A 20,392-nucleotide genomic window follows, 5' to 3' on the forward strand; every position below is an offset into this window, starting at 1 on the left:
GATCATGTTGTACATCCCGTGGCTGCTGTCGAACGTGATCGTGGTCGAGGTGTTCTTCGCCTACAAAGGCTTCGGCTCGCTGCTCTACACCGCATCGCTGAACCATGACGTCTACCTGATCGAAGCCTGCGCAATGATCAGCGGCATCGTCGTCGGCGCGACCAAAATCTTCTCTGACCTGGCCTATACCTGGCTCAACCCGCGCATAACGTTGCGCAGTCTTGGCGGAGGTGGCCAATGAATTTCCTCAATTCGTTCAAACATCCCCTTGCGTTACTTGGTTTGCTGCTGGTGGGCGGCTGGGTGCTGATGGCGCTGTTTGCGCCGTGGCTGGCGCCCCACGACCCGTTGGAAAGCTTCACCCCGCTGCTGACGCCGATGACGCCGGATGGCAACGGGATGCACTTTCTGCTCGGCACCGACATGATCGGCCGGGACATTCTCTCGCGGCTGATCTGGGGCACGCGTACCGTGTTGTTCTGGTCGATTCTGGCAACACTGACCGCATTCGCCGTGGGCATCGCCATGGGCCTGTGCGCCGGCTACTTCAATGGCTGGGTCGATGCGCTGCTGTCCTATGTCGCCGACACGGTGTTGTCGTTCCCGGTGCTGGTGTTGTACATCGTGATCATCATCGCCCTCGGCGCGTCGGCGCTGAACATTCTGATTGCGGTGACCTTCACCAGCGCTCCGGCGATCTTCCGGATCATGCGCGCACTGACCATCGACATCCGCTCGCGGGACTACGTGCTCAGCGCCATCACCCAAGGCGAAGGATCACTGCGGATCATGCTGGTGGAAATACTGCCCAATTGCGGCGGCCCGTTGATCGTCGATTTCTGCCTGCGTATCGGCTACACCGCGATCATGATCGGCGCCCTTGGCTTCCTCGGCCTCGGCCTGCCACCGCCGACCCCGGACTGGGGCGGCATGATCAACGAAGGCCGCAGCATGGCCATCGCCTTCCCGCACTTGGTGATCTTCCCGTGCATTGCCATCTCCACCCTGATGCTGGGCCTGAGCCTGTTGGCGGACGGTCTGGACGAACACGCCCAAAAAGGCGCAAGGAGTTGAGCATGAGTCATCAACAAGTATTGAGAGTGGAAAACCTTTCCATCGAACTGCCCGCCGGCGCCGATCGTAGCCACGCCGTCAAGGGTATCAGCCTGGATGTACGCAAGGGCGAAATTCTCTGCGTGATCGGCGAGTCCGGCTCCGGCAAATCGGTGCTCTCGGCCGCGATCATGGGCGATTACGCCAAAGGCCTGCGCCACAGTGAAGGTGTGATCGATTTCCTCGGCGACGATATCTGCCGCATGGACGAAAACGCTCTGCGCACGCTGCGCGGCAACCGCATTGCGATGATTTTCCAAGAGCCCATGGCAGCGCTGAATCCGGCGATTCGCATTGGTCAGCAGGTCGAAGAAATCTTCGACATTCATGCGCCGCAGATGCCCGCTACGGAGCGCCGCGAACGTATGCTCGCCCTGCTCGACTCGACTCAATTGCCCGATCCACCACGGATTGCCAACAGCTTCGCGCATCAACTCTCGGGCGGCCAATGCCAACGGGTGGTGATAGCCATGGCGCTGGCGATGAACCCTGATTTGCTGATTGCCGACGAACCGACGACGGCGCTGGATGTGACCACACAGGCCCAAGTGCTGAAACTGGTCCGCGACCTGCGCGGTCGAGGTCAGCACGGCATCCTGTTCATCACCCACGACTTCGGCGTGGTGGCGGAAATCGCTGACCGCATCGCCGTGATGGAGGGGGGTGTACTGGTGGAAATCGGTGAACGCGATCAAGTACTCAACTCGCCAAGACACCCGTACACCCGCAAATTGATTGCCGCTGTTCCGGCCCTGCACCCAGAGTTGCACGCGCCGTGCGCCGATGGTGAGTTGGCGTTGCGCATTGAGCACTTGACCAAGACCTACAACGTCGGCGGCCGCTTGGTCCCGGCGCTCAAGGATGTCTCGCTGCAACTGCCACGGGGCAAGACACTGGCGATTGTGGGTGAGTCCGGCTCGGGCAAAAGCACCCTGGTCAAAGCCGCAATCCGGCTGGTGGAAAGCGACAGCGGCCATGTCTGGGTGGGTGACACGGATTTCCTGGCATTGCGCGGTTCCGCGCTGGCGGCCAATCGGCGGCGGATTCAGATGATTTTCCAGGACCCGTACGGCTCGCTCAATCCACGGCACCGGGTCGGCGACATCATCGCCCGCGCCGCGCAATTGCGCGGGTTGTCGGCCAAGGATGCGTGGACCGAGGCCGGTGATTTGCTGGAACAGGTCGGGCTCAAGCGTGACGCCCTCAAGCGCAAGCCCCGGCAGTTCTCCGGCGGCCAGCGTCAGCGCATCGGCATCGCCCGGGCCCTCGCGATGCGCCCGGAAGTGCTGATTGCGGATGAAAGCGTATCGGCGCTGGATGTTTCGGTGCAAAAACAGGTACTGGAGCTGCTCGCTGAGCTGCAACAGCGCCTCAACCTGAGCATCTTGTTCATCACCCACGACCTGCGCGTGGCGGCGCAAATCAGTGACTACATCGCTGTGATGCGCCAGGGCGAAGTGGTGGAGTACGGCACGGCGGAACAGGTGCTGCTGCGGCCGCAAAACGCCTACACCCAGACCTTGCTGGCTGCAGCCCCCGGCGCTTCGGCGATTCCGGTGGTGCCTGTTGCGGAGCCCGCGCTGAGGCTGATCCGACCGCAAGCCAACTGAGTTAACAAGCCTTTTTCCCAAGGCGCAGCGTTCGCTGCGCCATGGGCTGCTGTTGCCAACGATAACTAAAAAACCAGGAGTACACTGTGCGCACGACTACCCAGATTGCGGTCCGTTCCATCGCTCTCATTCCGCTGCTCGGCGCCTTCGCGGCCCCGGCCATGGCAGTGCAGGTTACCGACAACCTTGACCTCGGCGGTGCCATTCGGGCGCGCTGGGACTATGACCCGGACCGCGACATTCAGAAGTTCGGCCTGGACACGGTGTTCCTCAGCGCCAAGTACAACTCCGACACCTGGATCGGCGAGGCCCAGTACCGCTTCTACGGACGTTCCTATCCTTACCAGTACACCAAGAACTACGGCGATATCCAGTTCGCCAAGTTCGCCTGGGTCGGTTACAAGTTCAATCCCGACCAACAAGTGCAGGTGGGCCTGAATACCGTGCCGTTCGGGTTGCAGCCGTACTTCGGCAGCACCTTTTACGAAACCCTGGGCAACGTCATCGGCTTGGAAGATGTGCAACAAGTCGGCGCCAAGTACATCCAGCAAAGTGGCGACTGGAACATACAGGCCGGCTACTACCTGCGCCCGGCGTGGCAAGGTAAAGGCACCAGCAAAGGGGTAACGTATTCCAGCGTGGTGTCCGGGGCCGACAGCTACGTGGGCGACGGGAGCGACAACCAGGAACGCAATACCGTGGTGCTGCGCGTGGCCAAGGCTCTGGACCTGGGCGCGTGGAAATCCGAAATCGGCCTCTCGGGCCTGACCTCGACCCTGGAAAACAAGGACACTGATAACGATGGCCGTCGCAACGCGGTGGCCGTGCATTACCTCGGCAAGAACGGCCCATGGGGCGTGCAACTGCAAGCGGCGCGGCAACAGATGTCGCCGCGTAACCGTGGCAGCGATGAAGTCGTCACACTTGGCGGGTACGACGGCACCTACAACGTCGCCAGTCGCGGCAACTTGTACGTCGCCGACCTTAGCTATGACGTCGCCGGCAAATACCTGTTCGACCAGATCAGCGGTGTGAAGCTGTACGCCAACTACAGCGCATTCGACAAATCCGCCGACGCGTTCAAGACCTCGCAACGGCTGATCTTAGGGACCTCGTTTTCCTTCAGCAAACTGTGGATCGCGACGGAATGGCTGTACGGCAAAAATGACCCGTACATTGGTGGCAGCAGTTACACCCAAAGCCTGGCGTCTGGTGGGACTAACCAGTGGGAGAATCAGCTGTACATGAACATTGGGTATTACTTTTGAGCCGGACTGTTTGGCGTTTCTGAAGGCCTCTTCGCGTGCAAGCCCGCGCCCACAGGTTTAGCGCATAACCTGTGGGAGCGGGCTTACTGGCGAAGACCTTTACCCAAACACCACTTGCATCAGCCTCTCAGAAAGGAGTCAGATACGTCGTACAGAATATTCACCAAAAACAATAAACCTGCCCGCGTACTACTGCGTCGAAGGCCGGTATGGAGTCATCCTTTTCATGCGTCAACTGCCCTCGCTCAACATGCTGCGCATTTTTGAAGAAGTCGCGCGGCATCGCAGTTTCAGCCAGGCGGCTTTGTGTCTGAACGTCACCCAAGGCGCAGTCAGCCGTCAGATCAAGCAGCTCGAAGATTATCTCGGCGTGGCCCTGTTTATCCGCACGCCCCAAGGCCTGTCGCTGACCCAAACCGGCCTTGCCCTCTCCCCCCAATTGAGCGATGCCTTCGACCACGTCGAACGTGCCCTTCAAGCGGTGCGTGTGCCGAACCTGCGCCAACGCCTACGCATCGTCGCACCACCCACCTGGGCCACGCGTTGGTTATCAGCGCATTTGCGCGCGTTCTGCCAGCGCTACCCGGACATCAGTCTCAGCGTGACCCACCAGAACGGCAACGACAGCCTCGCGGAGATCGACTGCCACATCCGCTTCGGCCTCGAAGCGGCCAACCATTGCAGCAGTCAGTTGCTGGTGATGGAGCGGCACATGGCAGTGGCCAGCCCCGAGTTGTTCGTCAATGGCCAGCCGCCGGATCTGCGGGAGTTTGCGCTATTGCACATCCTGCATGACGGCAAACGCTTGAAGGTGTGGGAGAACTGGTTGGCGGCGATGGGCCGCGAGGATGTCGATGCCGCGCAAGGGCTGGAGTTCAGCACGCTGGACCAGGTGATCCACACGGCACTGGCCGGTGGTGGACTGGCGGTGATTGACCGACAGATGATTGAAAAGGAACTGGCGAATGGCAGCCTGTTGCCGATCACTGCTGTGGAAGTGGTCGGGCCTTACGGATATTGGCTGGATGTGGCGAATGAGAAACGGGGGCTGTCGAAAGTGCAGTTGTTTACGGATTGGTTGGGATTGGTCAGCAATCGCTGAAACACCGACATTCAAATGTGTGGAGCGGGCTTGCTCGCGAATGCGGTGTATCAGTTGGCAATTATGCTGTCTGACACACTGCTTTCGCGAGCAAGCCCGCTCCCACATTGGTTGTGTGCTGGGTTTTAGATTGGCGCTGCGATCTTTGTGGCAGCGGGTGCCGCGCTCTCCATCGGACCCTGCGCCTTGCACGCCTGGCTCAGTGTCAGGGACTTGGTTTCCGGAGCCCAGGCCCAGGAAATGATCGCGCCCAGTGCGAGAATCGACGCCAGGATGCCCATCGTTGGGCTCAAGCCGATACCCGCCACACTCACCGGCAACAGGAAAGTGCTGACCGCCGAGCCCAAGCGACTCACCGCCGTTGCCAGGCCAATCCCGCTGGCCCGCACTTCGGTCGGGAAGCTCTCGGCCGGGAACACGCCTACCAGGTTGCTTACTGCTGATAACACCAGCGTGAACACGCCGAACATCAGCACCATCAAGAACGCCGCACTGCCCGGCAATGCCGCCAGCAGGAACAAGGCTACCGCTAGGATGATGAACGAATTGATCAGGAAGCCTCGGCGCGAGAACTTCACTGTGCACCAGATGCCGATCAATGCGCCGAGGATCAGCAGCATGTTGAGCATCAATTCGGTGCCGAAGCCCTCCGCCAGGCCCATCTTCTGCAGTATCGACGGCAGGAAGGTGTAGATAGCGAAGTACGGCATGACGATGCAGACGAAGAACAGGCAGTTGAACGCGGTGCGCTTACGGTATTCGCGGCTGAACAGCACTGCGTAGCCGGAACGGGTTTCGGTGGAGCGGGTTTCGTCGAGTTCGACATTATCGCCCAGATGTTTTTTGACAATCGCCCGTGCTTCGGCGATCCGTCCCTGGTTGACCAGCCAGCGCGGTGACTCGGGTGTGCCGATTCGCGCGATCAGGATGAGCGCCGCCGGGATTGCCGATGAAGCCAGCATCCAGCGCCAGGCGTCATCACCGAGGCTGAGCATCGCGGTGCCGACGAAGGTCGCGGCGACGTAGCCGAAAGTCCAGATGACGCTGAATGAGCCGAGCAACACGCCCCGGTGTTTTTTCGGCGAAAACTCCGCGAGCATCGCGTGGCCGACGCTGAAGTCGCCGCCCAGGCCAATGCCGATCAGCACCCGGCAGAGGAATAGCTGCATCTCAGTTTCAGCGTAAAACTGCATCACCGAAGCAACGGTGATCAGGACAAAACTAACCAGGAAGATTTTCTGCCGCCCGACCTTATCGGAAATCCAGCCGAAGAACAGGCTGCCGACAAACAGGCCAATCAGTGCCGAAGCGCCGATCAGGCCCTGCCAGAAGGCATCGAGCTGCATCTGCGGGCTGAGCAGTGTGAAAGCGATACCGATCAGGCCGAGGATGTAGCCGTCGGTGAAGTGCGCGCCGAACGTGAGACCGGCAATTTTGATATGGAAGCGCCCGATGGGCAGGTCATCGATCTTTATCGATTGAGCGGACATGTTCGTCTCCAGTTGTTGTTATTGAAGGAGAAATGAAACCGATGACGCTTGTACCTGTGGGAGCTGGCTTGTTCGCTCCCACAGGGATTGGGGTTGGGGCTAGAGGCCCCCCATCAACAGGTATTTGATTTCCAGGTAGTCTTCCAGACCGTACCTGGAGCCTTCGCGCCCCAGGCCCGATTCCTTGATGCCGCCAAACGGCGCGACTTCCGTGGAGATGATGCCTTCGTTGATCCCGACCATGCCGGCTTCCAGGCCTTCGGCCATGCGCCAGACGCGGCCGATGTCGCGGCTGTAGAAGTACGCCGACAATCCGTAGGGCGTGTCATTTGCCCGTTGCAATACGTCGGCTTCGTCCTTGAAGCGGAAGCACGCGGCTACGGGGCCGAACGTTTCGTCCTGGGCGATCAGCATGTCGCTGGTGGCTTCGGTGAGAATGGTCGGCTGGTAGAACGTGCCGCCAAGCGCATGCCTACGACCGCCGCACAACAGCGTGGCGCCCTTCTCCAAGGCGTCACTCACGTGCAACTCAACCTTGGCCAACGCCGCTGCGTTGATCAACGGACCTTGCTCGGTTTCACCGTCCAGAGCACTGCCGACGCGCATCGCAGCGACCGCTTCGGCGAGTTTGCCGGTGAACGCTTCGTAAACGCCGTCCTGGATGAAGAAACGATTCACGCAGACGCAGGTCTGCCCGGTATTGCGGAATTTCGAGGCCATCGCGCCTTTGACCGCGGCGTCCAGATCAGCATCGTCAAACACAATGAACGGCGCGTTGCCGCCCAATTCCAGCGAGACTTTTTTCAGCGTATCTGCCGCTTGGCGCATCAGCAGCTTGCCGGTGCGGGTCGAGCCGGTAAACGACAGTTTGCGCACGATGCCGCTCGCTTGCAGTGCCCCGCCAATCGCTGCGGCGTCACCTGAAATGACGTTGAACACGCCGGCCGGAATGCCCGCCTGCTCGGCCAGCACCGCCAAGGCGAAGGCTGACAAAGGTGTCTCCTCCGACGGTTTGAGAATGATTGTGCAACCCGCCGCCAGCGCCGGACCGACCTTGCGCGTGACCATTGCCAGCGGGAATTTCCAAGGGGTGATCGCCGCAACCACGCCGACAGCCTCCTTGACCACAATGATTCGCGCATCAGCCTTATGGCTCGGGATTACGTCGCCGTAAGCGCGCTTGGCTTCTTCGGCGAACCATTCCAGAAAGCTTGCGGCATAGACCACTTCGCCCATGGCTTCGGCGAGCGGTTTGCCCTGTTCGCGACTGAGCAAAGTGGCCAGGTCTTTCTGGTTGCTCAGCATCAGTTCGCTCCAGCGCTTGAGGCGCTGGCTGCGTTCTTTGGCGGTCAATTTTCGCCAGGCTGGCAACGCGCGGTTCGCCGCGGCGATGGCGAGGTTGGTCTCTTCGGCGCCGGCCTTTTGTACGTCGGCGATCACTTCGCCATTCGCCGGGTTCAACACCGGATAGGTCGCACCGCCGCTCGACCATTGGCCGTCGATGAAGTTGCCGTTACGAATCAGCGAGCTCATGCCACAGCCTCAGTCAGGGTAAAGCGTTCCAGACCCGGGCGGGCCGAGCGCAGGATGCGTTTGCCGGCGGTGTAATCGTTGATCACGTCGCACGGGGTGTAGTTGCGTTCCAACTCGTGCAGTTCTTCGGCGTCGAGCCTGGTTTCCAAGGCTGCCAAGGCACTGTCGAACTGCGCGGTGGTGTCGGCGCCGACCAGCATGCAATCGACGCCCGGATGATTGGCAACCCAGGCTTGAGCGATTTGCGCGTTCGATACCCCACGGGCGCGGGCCACGCGCTGTACCGAATGAGCGATCTCGAACGAGGCCTCGTCGCTGTACATCTGCTGAGTGAAGAAGTCGGTCTGGTTGCGGGTCGATTGCACATCACCGGTCAGCAAGCCGCGAGCCAGCGGACTGAACACCGAAACGCCAAGACCCTGATCACGACAGAACGGAATCATCTCGCGCTCTTCTTCGCGGTAGGCGCAGTTCAGTTGCAGCTGCATGTTGATCGGCTTGACCCAGCCGTTGCGTTCGCAAGCCATGAGGATCTTCGCCAACTGCCCGGTGAGCATGGTCGACACACCGATGTAGCGAGCCTTGCCGGAGCGCACAATGTCGTTCATCGCACTCATGGTTTCTTCAACCGGGGTATTCAGGTCGAAGTAATGCAGCATGAACACATCGACGTAATCCATGTTCAAGCGCTTCAGCGAGGCGTCGATGCTGTCCATGATGTGCTTGCGCGAATGACCGCTGGCGTTGATGCCGTTGCGGGTGCCGTAGCCGACCTTGGTGGTGATGACCAAGTCTTCACGACGGGCCAGACGCTTAACGATGCGCCCGACCACCTCTTCACCGACACCTGCGGAATAGAAGTCTGCCAGGTCAATGAAATTCACCCCGTTGTCGAGGGCATGGGCGACGATCGGCTCGCTTTGCTTTTCATCGAAGATCCACGGTTTCCAGTCCGGGGTGCCCATGTTCATGGTGCCCAGGCACAGGCGGGAGACTTGCAGGCCGGAGTTGCCCAAACGGATGTATTGCATGGCGAAGACCTCAGGCTTTCGGGGTGTAGAAAGGGTTGCTCATGTGAGCGACCACATCCGCCAGTTGCGCGGTTTCCGGTTTGCCGGTCAGGGCGGCGCGGATCGCGGTACGGCAGGCGTTGTAGTTATTCAGGTACACCGCATCCAGATCATCGCAGGCCGGGTTGACCCAGTTGGCCGTCACAATCGCCCACTCGTCTTCGGCTTCCGGCGGCAAGGTGCCGTCCAGCAGCGCTTCCAGTACAGCCTTGGCGATCCCGGCCTGGGACGCGCCCCAGGTGGCGTTGCCGTGCAAGTCGCTGCTGATCGCGGCCTTGTTGACGTAGAGCGTCATCGGCTTGACCGGAATGTTCGGTTGGGCGATCACCATAAAAGGACAATGCCCCTGGCTCGGCGACGCCAAGCTGTTGGCAAACGCCTGCCCCGCCGGCCCGTTGCGCGGGCCGATCAGGATGTTGATGTGTGCGGCATTCACGCCAGGACCTTCGAAACCTTCACCGATATACAGGTCGAGTTCTTTCATGAGTCGTTACTCTTTTTGGATTTATTTTGGATGATCAGAAGCGCACGCGGATCTTGAAGATCGCGTGGCAAACATCAGGGTATGAAGAGCGCAACACGAGGCTGGCGGAGACGCGGCAGTGGGGCTTAGTCATGATTGCAAACGCTCTTTTTGTTATTGGTGAGCTGTGTTTGCGATTTTTTAACATCGGGGGCCGGAGGGGCCGTAACCATTAAAAGTCATGGGGGTATGAGTTCTCCTCATACCCAGAAAAAATCCCGCGCGGAACTGGAAGACAAATTGTTCGCCAACCAGCCCTGCATGGTAAAACGCGATTTCGCATTTATGGTGTGCGTCAGGGGGCAAAATTGGGGGCAAATTTCAACTCGGCCGACCTTGAATCACTGCGCTAGAGCCTAGTCAAAATGTTTTTCGGCGACCCTGAGAGTCTTTAGGTTTCGTCGGGCAGGCTATTCGGCTGATCATTTCTGCCTTTCCACAAACCATGGAGCGCCATTCACTTCCAGTGGATTGCTACATTGGGGGCACATCTGAGGGCATGCTTTGGGGGTTTTGAAAAGGATGCCCCCAGCCTGAGGGCCCACGTAAGCAAGCGCCCAACTCACTGCATGCCTCGAATGGTTTGAAAAGGAAAGTCCATGTCATCTGATGGAAAACGCCTTAGCCGAGGTCGCCGCCGCCCACCGGCAAGGTCACGCCGGTGATGTAGGAGGCCTCGTCGCAGGCCAGGAACAGAATTGCGCCAGCTTGTTCGTCGATGCTGCCGTAGCGTTTCATCGAGCTGCTCTCGAGGGTCTGGTCGACGATCTGCTGGTACCACACACGCTCTTGCTCGCTCTGCGGGTGGCTGTTACGCGGGATGCGCCGTGGCGGTGCCTCGGTGCCGCCGGGCGCGGTGGCGTTGACGCGAATCCCGCTGCCTGCAGTCTCCAGGGCCAGGCAGGCCGTCAAGGCATTCACGCCGCCCTTGGCTGCGCCATAGGGCACGCGATTGACCCCGCGCGTAGCCACGGAAGACACGTTGACGATCGCGCCCGCGCCCTGCTCCAGCATATAGGGCAGCACGCAATGGCAGCACCACAACGTAGGGAACAGCGAGCGGCGCACTTCGGCCTCGATTTCAGCCTCGGCATAATGCTCAAAAGGCTTGGCCCAGATGGTCCCGCCGACGTTATTGACCAGCACGTCTATGCGCCCGAAACGCGCCGTGGCGGCGGCCATTACCCGTGCGCACTCGCTGTATTGTTCCAAGTCGGCGGTCAGCAGTAGCGCTCGCTCATGCTGCAATTCATGCACGAGCTCGGAGCGATCCACCGCGACCAGCCAGGCCCCCTCCTCCAGCAAGCGTTCGGCGACACGTCGGCCGATGCCTTGCGCAGCGCCGGTAACCAGCGCGACCTTGTTGTTAAACCGTTGAGTCATGCGGCAGTCCTCAGGCGGCATCGCACGTGGCGACGGCGTTAGGGGTGAATTTCTCGTAATGGAAGCTGGCCGGGGTCACGCTTTGCTGCTTGAAGTGCTCGCGCACCGCATCGACCATCGGCGGCGGGCCGCACAGGTACACGTCGACATCGCCACCATTGAGGGCTTCGTCAGCCATGTGCTGGGTCACATAGCCCTGGCGCGGGTGAGTGGTGTGCGGATCAGCCACGCAGGTCACCAGGTTGAAGTCGGGCAAACGCGCGGTAAAAGCCTGCAACGCTTCAATCATCACCAGGTCCTGATCCCGCGTTACGCCGTAGATCAACCGGATCGGGCGGGTTTCCTGGCGCTGCGCGAGCACTTCAAGCATCGACAGGAACGGCGCCAGGCCGGTACCACCGGCCAGTAACAGCAGCGGCCGCGCCACCTCACGCAGGTAGAAACTCCCCAGTGGGCCGGTGATCGCCACGCTGTCGCCCGGCTGGGCGCGCTCGAGCCAACCGCTCATCAACCCGCCGGGCACGTGCTTGATCAGGAAGCTGGCGCGCGGGTCGCCCGGGCGACTGCTGAAGGAGTAAGCACGAGTCTGCCCACTGTCGGGCACGCTGATATTCACGTACTGGCCGGGCAGGAATACCGGCGCCTGGTCCAGTTCGAAACTCACCTCCAGCGCCGCATCGGCATGTCGGGTGATGCCGGCCAGCGTCGCGGCAAAGTGCGTGGTGCCGGTCTTGCAGGCGCTGGACGGCACCGGCACGGCGATCACGCAGTCGGACTGCGGCACCATTTGGCAGGTCAGCACCCGGCGCGCCTGCGCTTCGTCGGCGCTCAGGGCGTCGTCGATAAAGTCGTCGCCCAGGTCGTAGGCGCCGGTTTCACAGCGGCATTTGCAGGTGCCGCACACGCCGTCCGAGCAGTCCATGGGCAGGTTGATGCGTTGGCGGAAGGCCGCATCGAGCACCTTTTCTCCCACCTTGCAGTCGATGAAGCGGGTCACTCCATCCTCGAAGTTCAAGGCGATGGCATACGTCATGGCGGTGTCCTCAGATATGGTAGATGTCGATGACCTGGTGGATGTAATCGTTTTTCAGCACCACCTTCTTGCGCGTTATCAGCGGCTGCTCGGCACGGATGTCGAGGCGATAGAAGGAGGTACCGAAATAACTGTCGGTGGTTTTGTAGCGGTGGCTGAGGGTGTGCCAGTTGAAACGCAGGTCCACCTGCGCGCCGTCGTCGGCCAGCACTTCGAGGTTGCACAGCATGTGCACGGTGCGCGGCTCGGGCGTGCTGGCGCTGGAGCGCTCAGTCTTGATGCGAAAGATGCGGTCTTCCAGGCCGTCACGGTTGGGGTAGTAGATCAGCGAGATTTCGCGCTGCGGGTCTTCGGTGAGAGTGTCGTGATCGTCCCAGGCTGGCATCCAGAACTCGGCCTTGGGCGAATAGCAGGCCAGCCAGTCATCCCATTGGCGGTCGTCGAGCAGGCGCGCTTCACGGTAAAGAAAATCCAGCAGGTGGTCCCGGGCAAGGCTCATGGCAGCACCTCACAGTCGCTGGCTATCAGCCCTTGCTGTTCGCGCTCGATTGCACGCTGCAGGCTTTGGGCCCAGTGCGCATGCTGGCGCACAAACAAGCCCTCGTCCTCGGTCTTGACCCCGCTGAGCTGCGGTTGCATACCCATGGCCAAGGCATTTTCGTCCGCACCCTCGACCCACTGCTTGGCGCCACGGCTCAAGTCATTCCACAGGGTGCTCGCGCCCTGGTAACCGGTCTGGCAGGCGCGGAACTCCTCGAGGTCATCCGGGGTGCCCATGCCGCTGACATTGAAGAAGTCTTCGTACTGGCGAATCCGCGTAGCGCGCTCCTGGGCGCTTTCGCCGATGGGCGCCATGCAATAGATTGTCACTTCGGTTTTATCCACGGCGAGGGGCCGCACCACGCGGATCTGGGTCGAGAACTGGTCCATCAGGTACACATTGGGGTAGAGACAGAGGTTGCGGGTCTGGTCGACGATAAAGTCGGCGCGCGCTTGGCCCAGGCGTTCGGCCAAGGCCTCGCGGTGAGCGTGCACCGGGCGCACTTGGGGGTTAAGCAGGCGCGTCCACAGCAGGATATGCCCGTGGTCGAAGGCGTAGACGCCGCCCAGGCTTTTCGACCAGCCATTGGCGTCGACGGTGCGCGTGCCTTCGGCGTCGTAGTTGCGCCGGCCCATGGTCGCCGAGTAGTTCCAGTGCACGGAGCTGACGTGGTAACCGTCGGCGCCGTTTTCGATTTGCAGCTTCCAGTTGCCGTCATAGACATAGGAAGAGCTGCCGCGCAGCACCTCCAGGCCCAAAGGGGCCTGGTCGACCATCTGGTCGATGATGACGCGGGTTTCACCCAAGTAATCGCTGAGTTCCGGCACCGCATCGCTGAGGCTGGCGAACAGGAAACCGCGGTAGTTTTCAAAGCGCGCCAGGCGCTTGAGGTCATGGGAGCCGTCGCAGTCGAAGCTGTCCGGGTAGGCGCCGGTCTTTGCGTCCTTTACCTTGAGCAGCTTGCCGGCGTTGCTGAACGTCCAGCCATGGAAGGGGCAAGTGAATGAGCCCTTGTTGCCTTGTTTGCGCCGGCACAACATGGCGCCGCGATGCGCGCAGGCGTTGACCAGGCCATGCAGCGCGCCGTGCTTGTCACGGGTGATGACCACCGGCTGGCGGCCGATCCAGGTGGTGAAGTAATCGTTGATCTGCGGCACCTGGCTTTCATGGGCCAGGTAGATCCAGCCGCCTTCGAAGATGTGTTTCATCTCCAGGGCAAACAGGTCGGGGTCGGTGAAGATGTCGCGGCGGCAGCGGAACACCCCAGTGGCGGGGTCTTCCTGTACGGACTCGCGCAATTGGCAGGCGAGTCGGTCGAGTGTACTGATCATGGGGCGGGCCCTCCGTTGTTCTTGTATCAGGCGCCCTCACCGTACGTGCTCGCCCTGCCCGTCAATATCCGCTGCCTGCACATCGCTATCCGCCAGGCGCACGTCGCTTAACGATGGCGTTTCCAGGTCTGCGACGGCAGTTCGCCGAAGCGTTTGCGATAGGCTTCGGAAAACCGCCCCAGGTGCATGAACCCATGGTCCAAAGCCACCTCGGTCACGCTGCGCGTGCTGCTTAGTTGCAAGCGTGCATGTACGCGTTCGAGCTTGCAGCGGCGTACGTAATCGCGCGGCGACAGCCCCACCTGGCGCTCAAACAGGCTGTACAGCGAACGTTCACTGACGTTGGCCACGGCCATCAACTGCTCGACGCTGATGTCATCGCCCAGGTGCTGCTGGATAAATTCGTGCACCGCTTCAAACCCACCGCCGTGGGCAGCCCGGGGGGGCACCCGCGACACATTGCTGCCCAGCAATGCCAGCAGCTTGTTGGCCACGATGCGTTCGTACAGGCCTTGCATGTGGGGCTCGGCAGCGTTTTCCGCCTCATGGCAGATCAACCCGAGCAACGGCAGGAAGCCGCCCATTTCACTGAGCGCGTGGCGGGCCGTCGTGAAGCGGACCCCCGCCCGCGGCAGGCTCCAGTGCTGCTCCAGGCAGGCGTTTTCCAGCAGGCGCACCGGCAGTTTGATGATGAATTTTTCGCAGTCGGCGGAATAGGTCAGGTCTACCGGGTCGTCCGGATTGATCAGCAGGATTTCCCCCGGCCCGAACACATCATCCTCGCCACGGGAGTTGGAGCGGCAATGCCCGCTCAAGAGGATCTGCAGGTGGTAGATGGTCTCCAGCGCCACCGACGTGACCCGCACCGGTGCGCCGTAGCTGATGCGGCACAGGTCCAGGCTGGCGAAGGTGCGATGGCTGATACTTGCCCGGGGCTGGCCCCTGGGAGGCAGGCGAATGCAGTGGCTGCCCACATGCTGGTTGACGTAGTCCGACACCGCGTAGGCATCGGCGCCCTGGAAAATCTGGCTGCGCTCACTCAATAGCACGGTCATGGTCGCGACTCTTTTATCGTTATTGGGCTCAGGCTGACGCTTGGGTAGGGGGGCGTCCAATATGGATAAAGTCTGGAGGGATACCCTGGAGGTATCGTCGGGCGTGGCGCTCGGGACCTAGCGATACCCCCGCGCCTGAACATCGAACAACTCGGCATAGCGTCCACCCGCCGCCATCAGTTGGTGATGACTGCCCTCCTCCAGGATTCGCCCGCCGTCCAGCACGATGATGTGGTCGGCATTGCGCACGCTGGAGAATCGATGGGAAATCAACAACGTCATGCGGCCCTTGGCGTGTTCGCGAAAGTGCTCGAACACCGCCGCCTCGGCGCCGGCGTCCAGCGCCGCCGTCGGCTCGTCAAGAATCAGCAGATCCGCCTCCTGGCGCATATATGCGCGTGACAACCCAACCTTCTGCCATTGCCCACCCGACAACTCCTGGCCGCCAAGCCAGCGCCCTAACGGTGTGCCGTAGGTCTTGCTCAGGCGTTCGATGAACCCGGCGGCCACCCCCTGGGTTGCAGCCTTGCGCAAACGCGCCTCGTCGTTCAGCGCATCGACGTCACCCACGCCAAGGTTCTCGCCGACGGTCATCTGGTAGCGGATGTAATCCTGGAAAATCACCCCAATGCGCTGGCGCAGTGTCTGTTCATCCCAGTCTTGCAAGTCGCTGCCATCCAGCAGAATACGCCCCTCGTGCGGGGTATACAGGCGCGTGAGCAGTTTGATCAGGCTGGTTTTGCCCGAGCCATTCTCGCCCACCAGGGCCAGGCTTTGCCCCGGCGCCAAGTGCAGGTTGATGTCAGTCAATGCCGGCCCCTCAGCGCCGGGGTAACTGAACCCCACGTGCTCGCAACGCAGACCGTCGCCGGGACGCGCGCCCTGGGTAAGCCGGCCACTCGGCACGACCACTGGGGTTAGCAGGTACTCATAAAGGTCTGAGAGAAACAGACTGTCGTCATACAGGCCGGCAATCGCGCTGAGGCTGGCGGTGATCGCGCTTTGCCCCTGCTTGAACAGCACGATGTACATGGTCATCTGCCCCAGGCTGGTCTGGCCGCGCACGGTGTCCAGCACCACCCAGGCGTAAGCCACATAAAACGCCGCGGTGCCCAGCAGGCCCAGGGCAAAGCCCCAGGCATCCCGGCGCACCGTCAACTGGCGGTCTTCGGCGTACAAGCGTCGGGCGTTGTCGCGGTAGCGCTTGAGGAACAGCGGCGCCAGGCCGAACAGCTTGACCTCTTTGGCATGGGTCTCGTGGGACAGCAGCGATTCCAGGTAATTCTGCTGACGGGTCTCCGGCGCACGCCGGTGGAACAGGCGAAACGCATTGCCCGAGAAATGCGTCTCGGCGAAGAAAACCGGTAAGGCGCCGACCACCAGAATCACCAGCGCCCACGGCGAAAAGTGCACTAACAACACGGCAAAGCTGACCAGCGAGATCAGGTTCTGCACCAACCCCAGGCCCTTGGTGACCAGGCTCAGCGGCCGTGTCGACGCGCCCTGGCGCACGCGCACCAGCTTGTCGTGGAACTCGGCGTCTTCAAATTGCGTGAGCGAGAGGGTCTGGGCCTTCTCCAGAATCATCAGGTTGACCTTCACCCCCAACTGCACCCGCAGCAACGATTGCTGCATTGACAACGCACGCTGAGCGGCGGCCAGCAGCCCCAACACGCCCGCCTCGGCCAGCACGTATTGCATCACTGGCCACACGGGTGCCTGGCTGCCGGCTGCATGAATCTGCATCGCATGCACCACGCCATCGACAATACGCTGGCCGATCCAGGCAGCCAGCGCAGGCAACAGACCTGCAACGATGGTGGCCAGCAGCAGGCCTATGAATAAGGGGCGCGACGTCCCCCAGACCAGCTTCAGTGCCCTGCGCGCCTGGATGGAAAACGCGCTCAATCGATTGAACAGCACCATCAATGGCATGGACTCCGTGTGGGATTTAGGGGGGAGACGGGTGGATTATGACAGGCGATGACGTCGCGCACATCCAACGGCGAGCCGACACGCCGCGCCAGCCGGGTAATAAAAATAGGTGATCTTATAAAGCCACAAGATAACAATATCTAATAATTAGCTTATTCTAAAAAAGACTTTCCCCGCAGTTTTTTATAGAGATATCTTCACTTCACAGACCGACCCCATGCCTGGCGGAGGACGTACCCCCGACATGGATCTCTCTCGATATGCCCGATATTTCTCATCCCGCCCCGCTGAAAAAATTCCACCTGTCGCTGTTGACCAGTTCGCTGCTGGCGGCGGTACCCGCCCACCGGCCGCGCGGCGGTGCCGGAGGTGTTTCCTGACGGCTACTACCCGCTGAACAACCTCAAGGACCGCGACTACACCAAGCTGGCCTACGACTTCTGATTCACATCGCCAAACGAGGGCACCCCATTGAACACCTCCAACTTGATGAGCCGTCTGCTGGCCCCCTGCGCCCTGGCGATCAGCCTGGCCGCCTGCTCACCTTCGGGTGACCAGGCGCAAGCGAACAAAACCCTGAACATTGCATTTTTTGGCGACAACACCACCCTGGTCAGCGTCGACCCATTCCAGGTGTACTGGCTGGAACACCGCGTGCTGCTGCGCAATGTCGCCGAGTCGCTCACCGACCAGGACCCGGCAACCGGCAAGATCATCCCCTGGCTGGCCAAGAGCTGGGAGATCAGTGACGACGCGCTGACCTACACCTTTCACTTGCGCGACAACGTGACGTTCAGCAACGGCGAGCGCTTCGACGCAAACGCGGTAAAAACCGCGTTCGACAGCGACAAGGCACTGGCCACCCAACTGCCAGCGACCTTCGGCGCCACCTACCTGGCAGGTTATGACCACGCCGAAGTGGTCGACGACTTCACCGTCAAGCTGGTACTGGCTAAACCCAACGCGGGCTTTTTACAAGCCACTTCTACCACCAACTTGGCAATCCTTGCGCCCGCGTCCTATGCACTCACGGTCAAGGAACGCTCTCTGGGCAAGATCATCGGTACCGGGCCGTTTGTGCTGGCCAGCTATACCCCGGAAGTCGGCGCGCGCCTGACAAAACGCAAGGGTTACGCGTGGCCCTCGGCGAATATGAAGAATCCGGGTGAGGCACACCTGGACGCCGTCGACATCAGCTACATCCCCGAAGAGAGCGTGCGCAACGGCCTGTTCTTGCAGGGCAAGGCCGACATCCTGTGGCCACGCAACCCGTTTTCGGAGGTCGACCTCAAGCTGTTCCAGTCCAAGGGCGCGACCATCCAGAGCCGCTCGCTACCGGGCCCGGCGCTGAATCTGTACCCCAACACCCGTGGCGAGCGCATCCTCGCCGATCAACAAGTGCGCCTGGCCGTGCAGAAGTCCATCGACCGCAAGAGCTACGCCAGCACCGTATATAACGCCGAGTTCCCAGTGGTGGATGGCATCTTTGACGTGACCACGCCTTACTTCAAAAGCCAGGGCAGCAAGCTCGGCTACGACCCGGCAGCTGCCGAAAAACTGTTGGATCAAGCCGGCTGGGCCAAGGGCGCGGACGGTTACCGCAGCAAAAACGGCAAGCGTCTGAGCCTGAGCTACAACATCAGCCCGGCCGAAACCGCGGGTGACGTGCTGATCCAGGACCAACTGCGCAAGGTCGGCATCGAACTGAAGCTCAGCGTGGTGACCCGCGCCGAATGGGTGGCCAACAACTCCGCCGGCAACTACGACCTGACCATCAACTACATGACTCGCGCTGACCCGATCATCCTGCAAACCATCCTCGACCCGCGTAGCGCCAACAGTTCCACCGTGGCCACTAACACCTACGAACCGGCCACCCTGGAAAAAGCCAAGGGCTTGTTCGATGCCGGCATTACGGCCACCCAAGGCGCACAGCGTGCCGCCGCCTATGGCGACCTGCAGGACCTTCTGATCGACGAAAGCTCGGCGTTCCCGGTGTACGAGCGCGTGTGGCAGGCGGCAACGTCGCCGAAGGTGAAGAACTTTCGCTGGACTGCCGAGGGCTTCGCGCTGCTGGGTGATATCGAGATCGGCACACCATGAGCCGCTACCTGATCGCACGCGTCGGCCAGGCCCTGCTGGTGTTGTGGGGGGCCTATAGCATCACCTACTTGATCCTCTATCTGCTGCCGGGCGACACGCTGTCGATCATGCTCAGTGCTTCGGGCATGGAGGCCGATTCACTGTCGGTGGCCGACCTGGCCAAGGCGCGGGCCTATTATGGCCTGGACAAGGGCCTGTTCGAGCAATATGTCGACCTGCTGCTGGGCGCCTTGCACGGCGACTTCGGCCAGTCCCTGTCGCTGAACCGCCCGGTATCCGAGTTACTCGCCGAGCGCCTGCCGCAAACCCTGTCCTTGGCCGGCCTGGCGATTGTGTTGTCGTTGGTCGGCGGCATCGGCCTGGCCTACCTGACCGCCTACATTCGCTGGCAACCGCTGAAAAAAGCCTTGGCGCGCCTGCCTTCCCTGGGGTTTTCGGTGCCGGTGTTCTGGATGGGCCTGTTGCTGATACAGGTGTTTGCCTTCGGCCTCGGCTGGTTCCCCGCCACCGGCAGCCGGGGCTTTGAAAGCCTGGTGCTGCCTGCGATCACCCTGGCGATTCCAAGTGCGGCGGTGTATGCCCAAGTGCTGCAGCGCAGCTTCCAGGGAGTGTGGCAGGAGTCGTATATCGTCACCGCCTACGCCAAGGGCCTGAGCCGTGGCCAGGTGCAGGCGCGCCATGGGTTTCGCAACGCGGCGCTGCCGATTCTCACCCTGATCGGCCTGCAGGTGGGCAACACGGTGTCCGGTGCGGTGCTGGTGGAAACCATCTTCGCCCGCTCCGGCATCGGCCGCCTGGCCCAGGAGGCTGTGCTGCGCCAGGACATCCCGGTGGTGCTGGCGATTGTCGCGGTGTCGGCGGCAGCCTTTGTGCTGGTCAACCTGCTGGTGGATTTGCTGTACCCGTGGCTCGACCCGCGCATTTCCCACACGCCAAAGGTGTCCTAGACCATGACGATCCTTGAGCAAAACCTCGGCCTTACGCCCCCACTCTGGCAACGCCGCACCCGCCGACAACGTGCCACGGCGGCGGTCATGCCCTTGCTGCGGCGACCGGGCTTTAGCCTGGCGGTGTTGATTGTGTTGTTTTCACTGCTCGCCGCCGTGGCGCCGCAGTGGTTGACCAGCTTCGACCCTTATGCCACCGCACCTGCGGTCAAGCTCACGGCGCCGAACCTGACCCACTGGTTCGGCACCGACGAGTTGGGCCGCGACCTATACACCCGGATGGTCTACGGCTCCAGCCTGTCGGTGCTGGCGGCCTTTCTGGCGGTGGGGATCGCGTTGTTGGGCGGGCTCGGGC

At 61.3% G+C, this 20,392-nt stretch carries 17 protein-coding genes and 1 pseudogene; 8 read left to right on the forward strand and 10 right to left on the reverse strand.

Annotation, left to right across the window (positions count from 1 at the left end):
- The 5 genes from GIW04_RS14505 to GIW04_RS14525 form a co-directional block, all read left to right on the forward strand.
- A partial coding sequence (locus tag GIW04_RS14505) for an ABC transporter permease subunit (RefSeq protein WP_236479023.1) occupies positions 1 to 241 on the forward strand: 241 nt, incomplete at its 5' end.
- Positions 238 to 1,074, forward strand: coding sequence for an ABC transporter permease (locus GIW04_RS14510; RefSeq protein WP_034135583.1), 837 nt, complete (start codon positions 238 to 240; stop codon positions 1,072 to 1,074). The genes GIW04_RS14505 and GIW04_RS14510, both read left to right, overlap by 4 nt.
- Positions 1,075 to 1,076: 2 nt before the next feature.
- Entirely contained in the window at positions 1,077 to 2,723 is a 1,647-nt protein-coding gene (locus tag GIW04_RS14515; RefSeq protein WP_034135582.1) for a dipeptide ABC transporter ATP-binding protein, read from the forward strand.
- 161 nt (positions 2,724 to 2,884) lie between these two features.
- The gene (locus GIW04_RS14520; RefSeq protein ID WP_232964734.1) at positions 2,885 to 3,991 is read left to right on the forward strand and encodes a hypothetical protein; all 1,107 of its coding nucleotides are present in this window, start codon (positions 2,885 to 2,887) and stop codon (positions 3,989 to 3,991) included.
- Positions 3,992 to 4,217: 226 nt separating this feature from the next.
- Positions 4,218 to 5,093 carry a LysR substrate-binding domain-containing protein gene (locus GIW04_RS14525; RefSeq protein ID WP_120248013.1) on the forward strand — a complete coding sequence of 292 codons (876 nt, stop codon included), beginning with the start codon at positions 4,218 to 4,220 and terminating at the stop codon, positions 5,091 to 5,093.
- Positions 5,094 to 5,218: 125 nt separating this feature from the next.
- On the opposite strand, the gene GIW04_RS14530 is transcribed toward GIW04_RS14525, so the two are convergent.
- The 10 genes from GIW04_RS14530 to GIW04_RS14575 form a co-directional block, all read right to left on the reverse strand.
- A complete protein-coding gene (locus GIW04_RS14530) occupies positions 5,219 to 6,583 on the reverse strand; it encodes an MFS transporter (RefSeq protein WP_034135579.1) in 1,365 nt (454 codons plus the stop codon).
- A gap of 99 nt (positions 6,584 to 6,682) precedes the next feature.
- A complete protein-coding gene (locus tag GIW04_RS14535; protein ID WP_120248012.1) occupies positions 6,683 to 8,116 on the reverse strand; it encodes an NAD-dependent succinate-semialdehyde dehydrogenase in 1,434 nt (477 codons plus the stop codon).
- Positions 8,113 to 9,147, reverse strand: a complete 1,035-nt coding sequence (locus GIW04_RS14540) for an aldo/keto reductase (protein WP_034135577.1) — start codon at positions 9,145 to 9,147, stop codon at positions 8,113 to 8,115. Before GIW04_RS14540 ends, GIW04_RS14535 begins: the two co-directional genes overlap by 4 nt.
- A gap of 10 nt (positions 9,148 to 9,157) precedes the next feature.
- Positions 9,158 to 9,670 (reverse strand): formaldehyde-activating enzyme, encoded by a 513-nt coding sequence (fae, locus tag GIW04_RS14545; RefSeq protein ID WP_034135576.1) that lies wholly within the window; start codon positions 9,668 to 9,670, stop codon positions 9,158 to 9,160.
- A 660-nt stretch (positions 9,671 to 10,330) separates the two neighbouring features.
- Positions 10,331 to 11,092 carry a 1,6-dihydroxycyclohexa-2,4-diene-1-carboxylate dehydrogenase gene (locus GIW04_RS14550; RefSeq protein ID WP_057709965.1) on the reverse strand — a complete coding sequence of 254 codons (762 nt, stop codon included), beginning with the start codon at positions 11,090 to 11,092 and terminating at the stop codon, positions 10,331 to 10,333.
- Between the two features lie 10 nt (positions 11,093 to 11,102).
- Positions 11,103 to 12,125, reverse strand: coding sequence for a benzoate 1,2-dioxygenase electron transfer component BenC (gene benC / locus GIW04_RS14555; RefSeq protein WP_034135574.1), 1,023 nt, complete (start codon positions 12,123 to 12,125; stop codon positions 11,103 to 11,105).
- A 10-nt stretch (positions 12,126 to 12,135) separates the two neighbouring features.
- Complete coding sequence (gene benB / locus GIW04_RS14560; RefSeq protein WP_034135573.1) at positions 12,136 to 12,624, reverse strand: benzoate 1,2-dioxygenase small subunit; 489 nt, start codon at positions 12,622 to 12,624, stop codon at positions 12,136 to 12,138.
- The gene (locus GIW04_RS14565) at positions 12,621 to 13,997 is read right to left on the reverse strand and encodes a Rieske 2Fe-2S domain-containing protein (RefSeq protein ID WP_003191120.1); all 1,377 of its coding nucleotides are present in this window, start codon (positions 13,995 to 13,997) and stop codon (positions 12,621 to 12,623) included. Before GIW04_RS14565 ends, benB begins: the two co-directional genes overlap by 4 nt.
- A 107-nt stretch (positions 13,998 to 14,104) precedes the next feature.
- On the reverse strand, positions 14,105 to 15,052 hold the full coding sequence (locus tag GIW04_RS14570) for an AraC family transcriptional regulator (protein ID WP_003191119.1): 948 nt from the start codon (positions 15,050 to 15,052) through the stop codon (positions 14,105 to 14,107).
- A 117-nt stretch (positions 15,053 to 15,169) separates the two neighbouring features.
- The gene (locus GIW04_RS14575; RefSeq protein ID WP_236269964.1) at positions 15,170 to 16,978 is read right to left on the reverse strand and encodes an ABC transporter ATP-binding protein; all 1,809 of its coding nucleotides are present in this window, start codon (positions 16,976 to 16,978) and stop codon (positions 15,170 to 15,172) included.
- Between the two features lie 498 nt (positions 16,979 to 17,476).
- Here GIW04_RS14575 and GIW04_RS14580 point away from each other — a divergent pair, with 498 nt between their 5' ends.
- The 3 genes and pseudogenes from GIW04_RS14580 to GIW04_RS14590 form a co-directional block, all read left to right on the forward strand.
- Positions 17,477 to 19,090, forward strand: coding sequence for an ABC transporter substrate-binding protein (locus tag GIW04_RS14580; protein WP_034135663.1), 1,614 nt, complete (start codon positions 17,477 to 17,479; stop codon positions 19,088 to 19,090).
- Positions 19,087 to 20,037: an ABC transporter permease gene (locus tag GIW04_RS14585; protein ID WP_003191116.1), complete on the forward strand. Its 951-nt coding sequence runs from the start codon at positions 19,087 to 19,089 to the stop codon at positions 20,035 to 20,037. The genes GIW04_RS14580 and GIW04_RS14585 overlap by 4 nt, the downstream gene beginning before the upstream one ends.
- Positions 20,038 to 20,040: 3 nt before the next feature.
- A pseudogene (locus GIW04_RS14590) lies at positions 20,041 to 20,392 on the forward strand (ABC transporter permease); the annotation flags it as partial.

The sequence above is a fragment of the Pseudomonas sp. PA-4-8C genome, from assembly GCF_021606625.1.
Taxonomy (GTDB): domain Bacteria; phylum Pseudomonadota; class Gammaproteobacteria; order Pseudomonadales; family Pseudomonadaceae; genus Aquipseudomonas; species Aquipseudomonas lactis.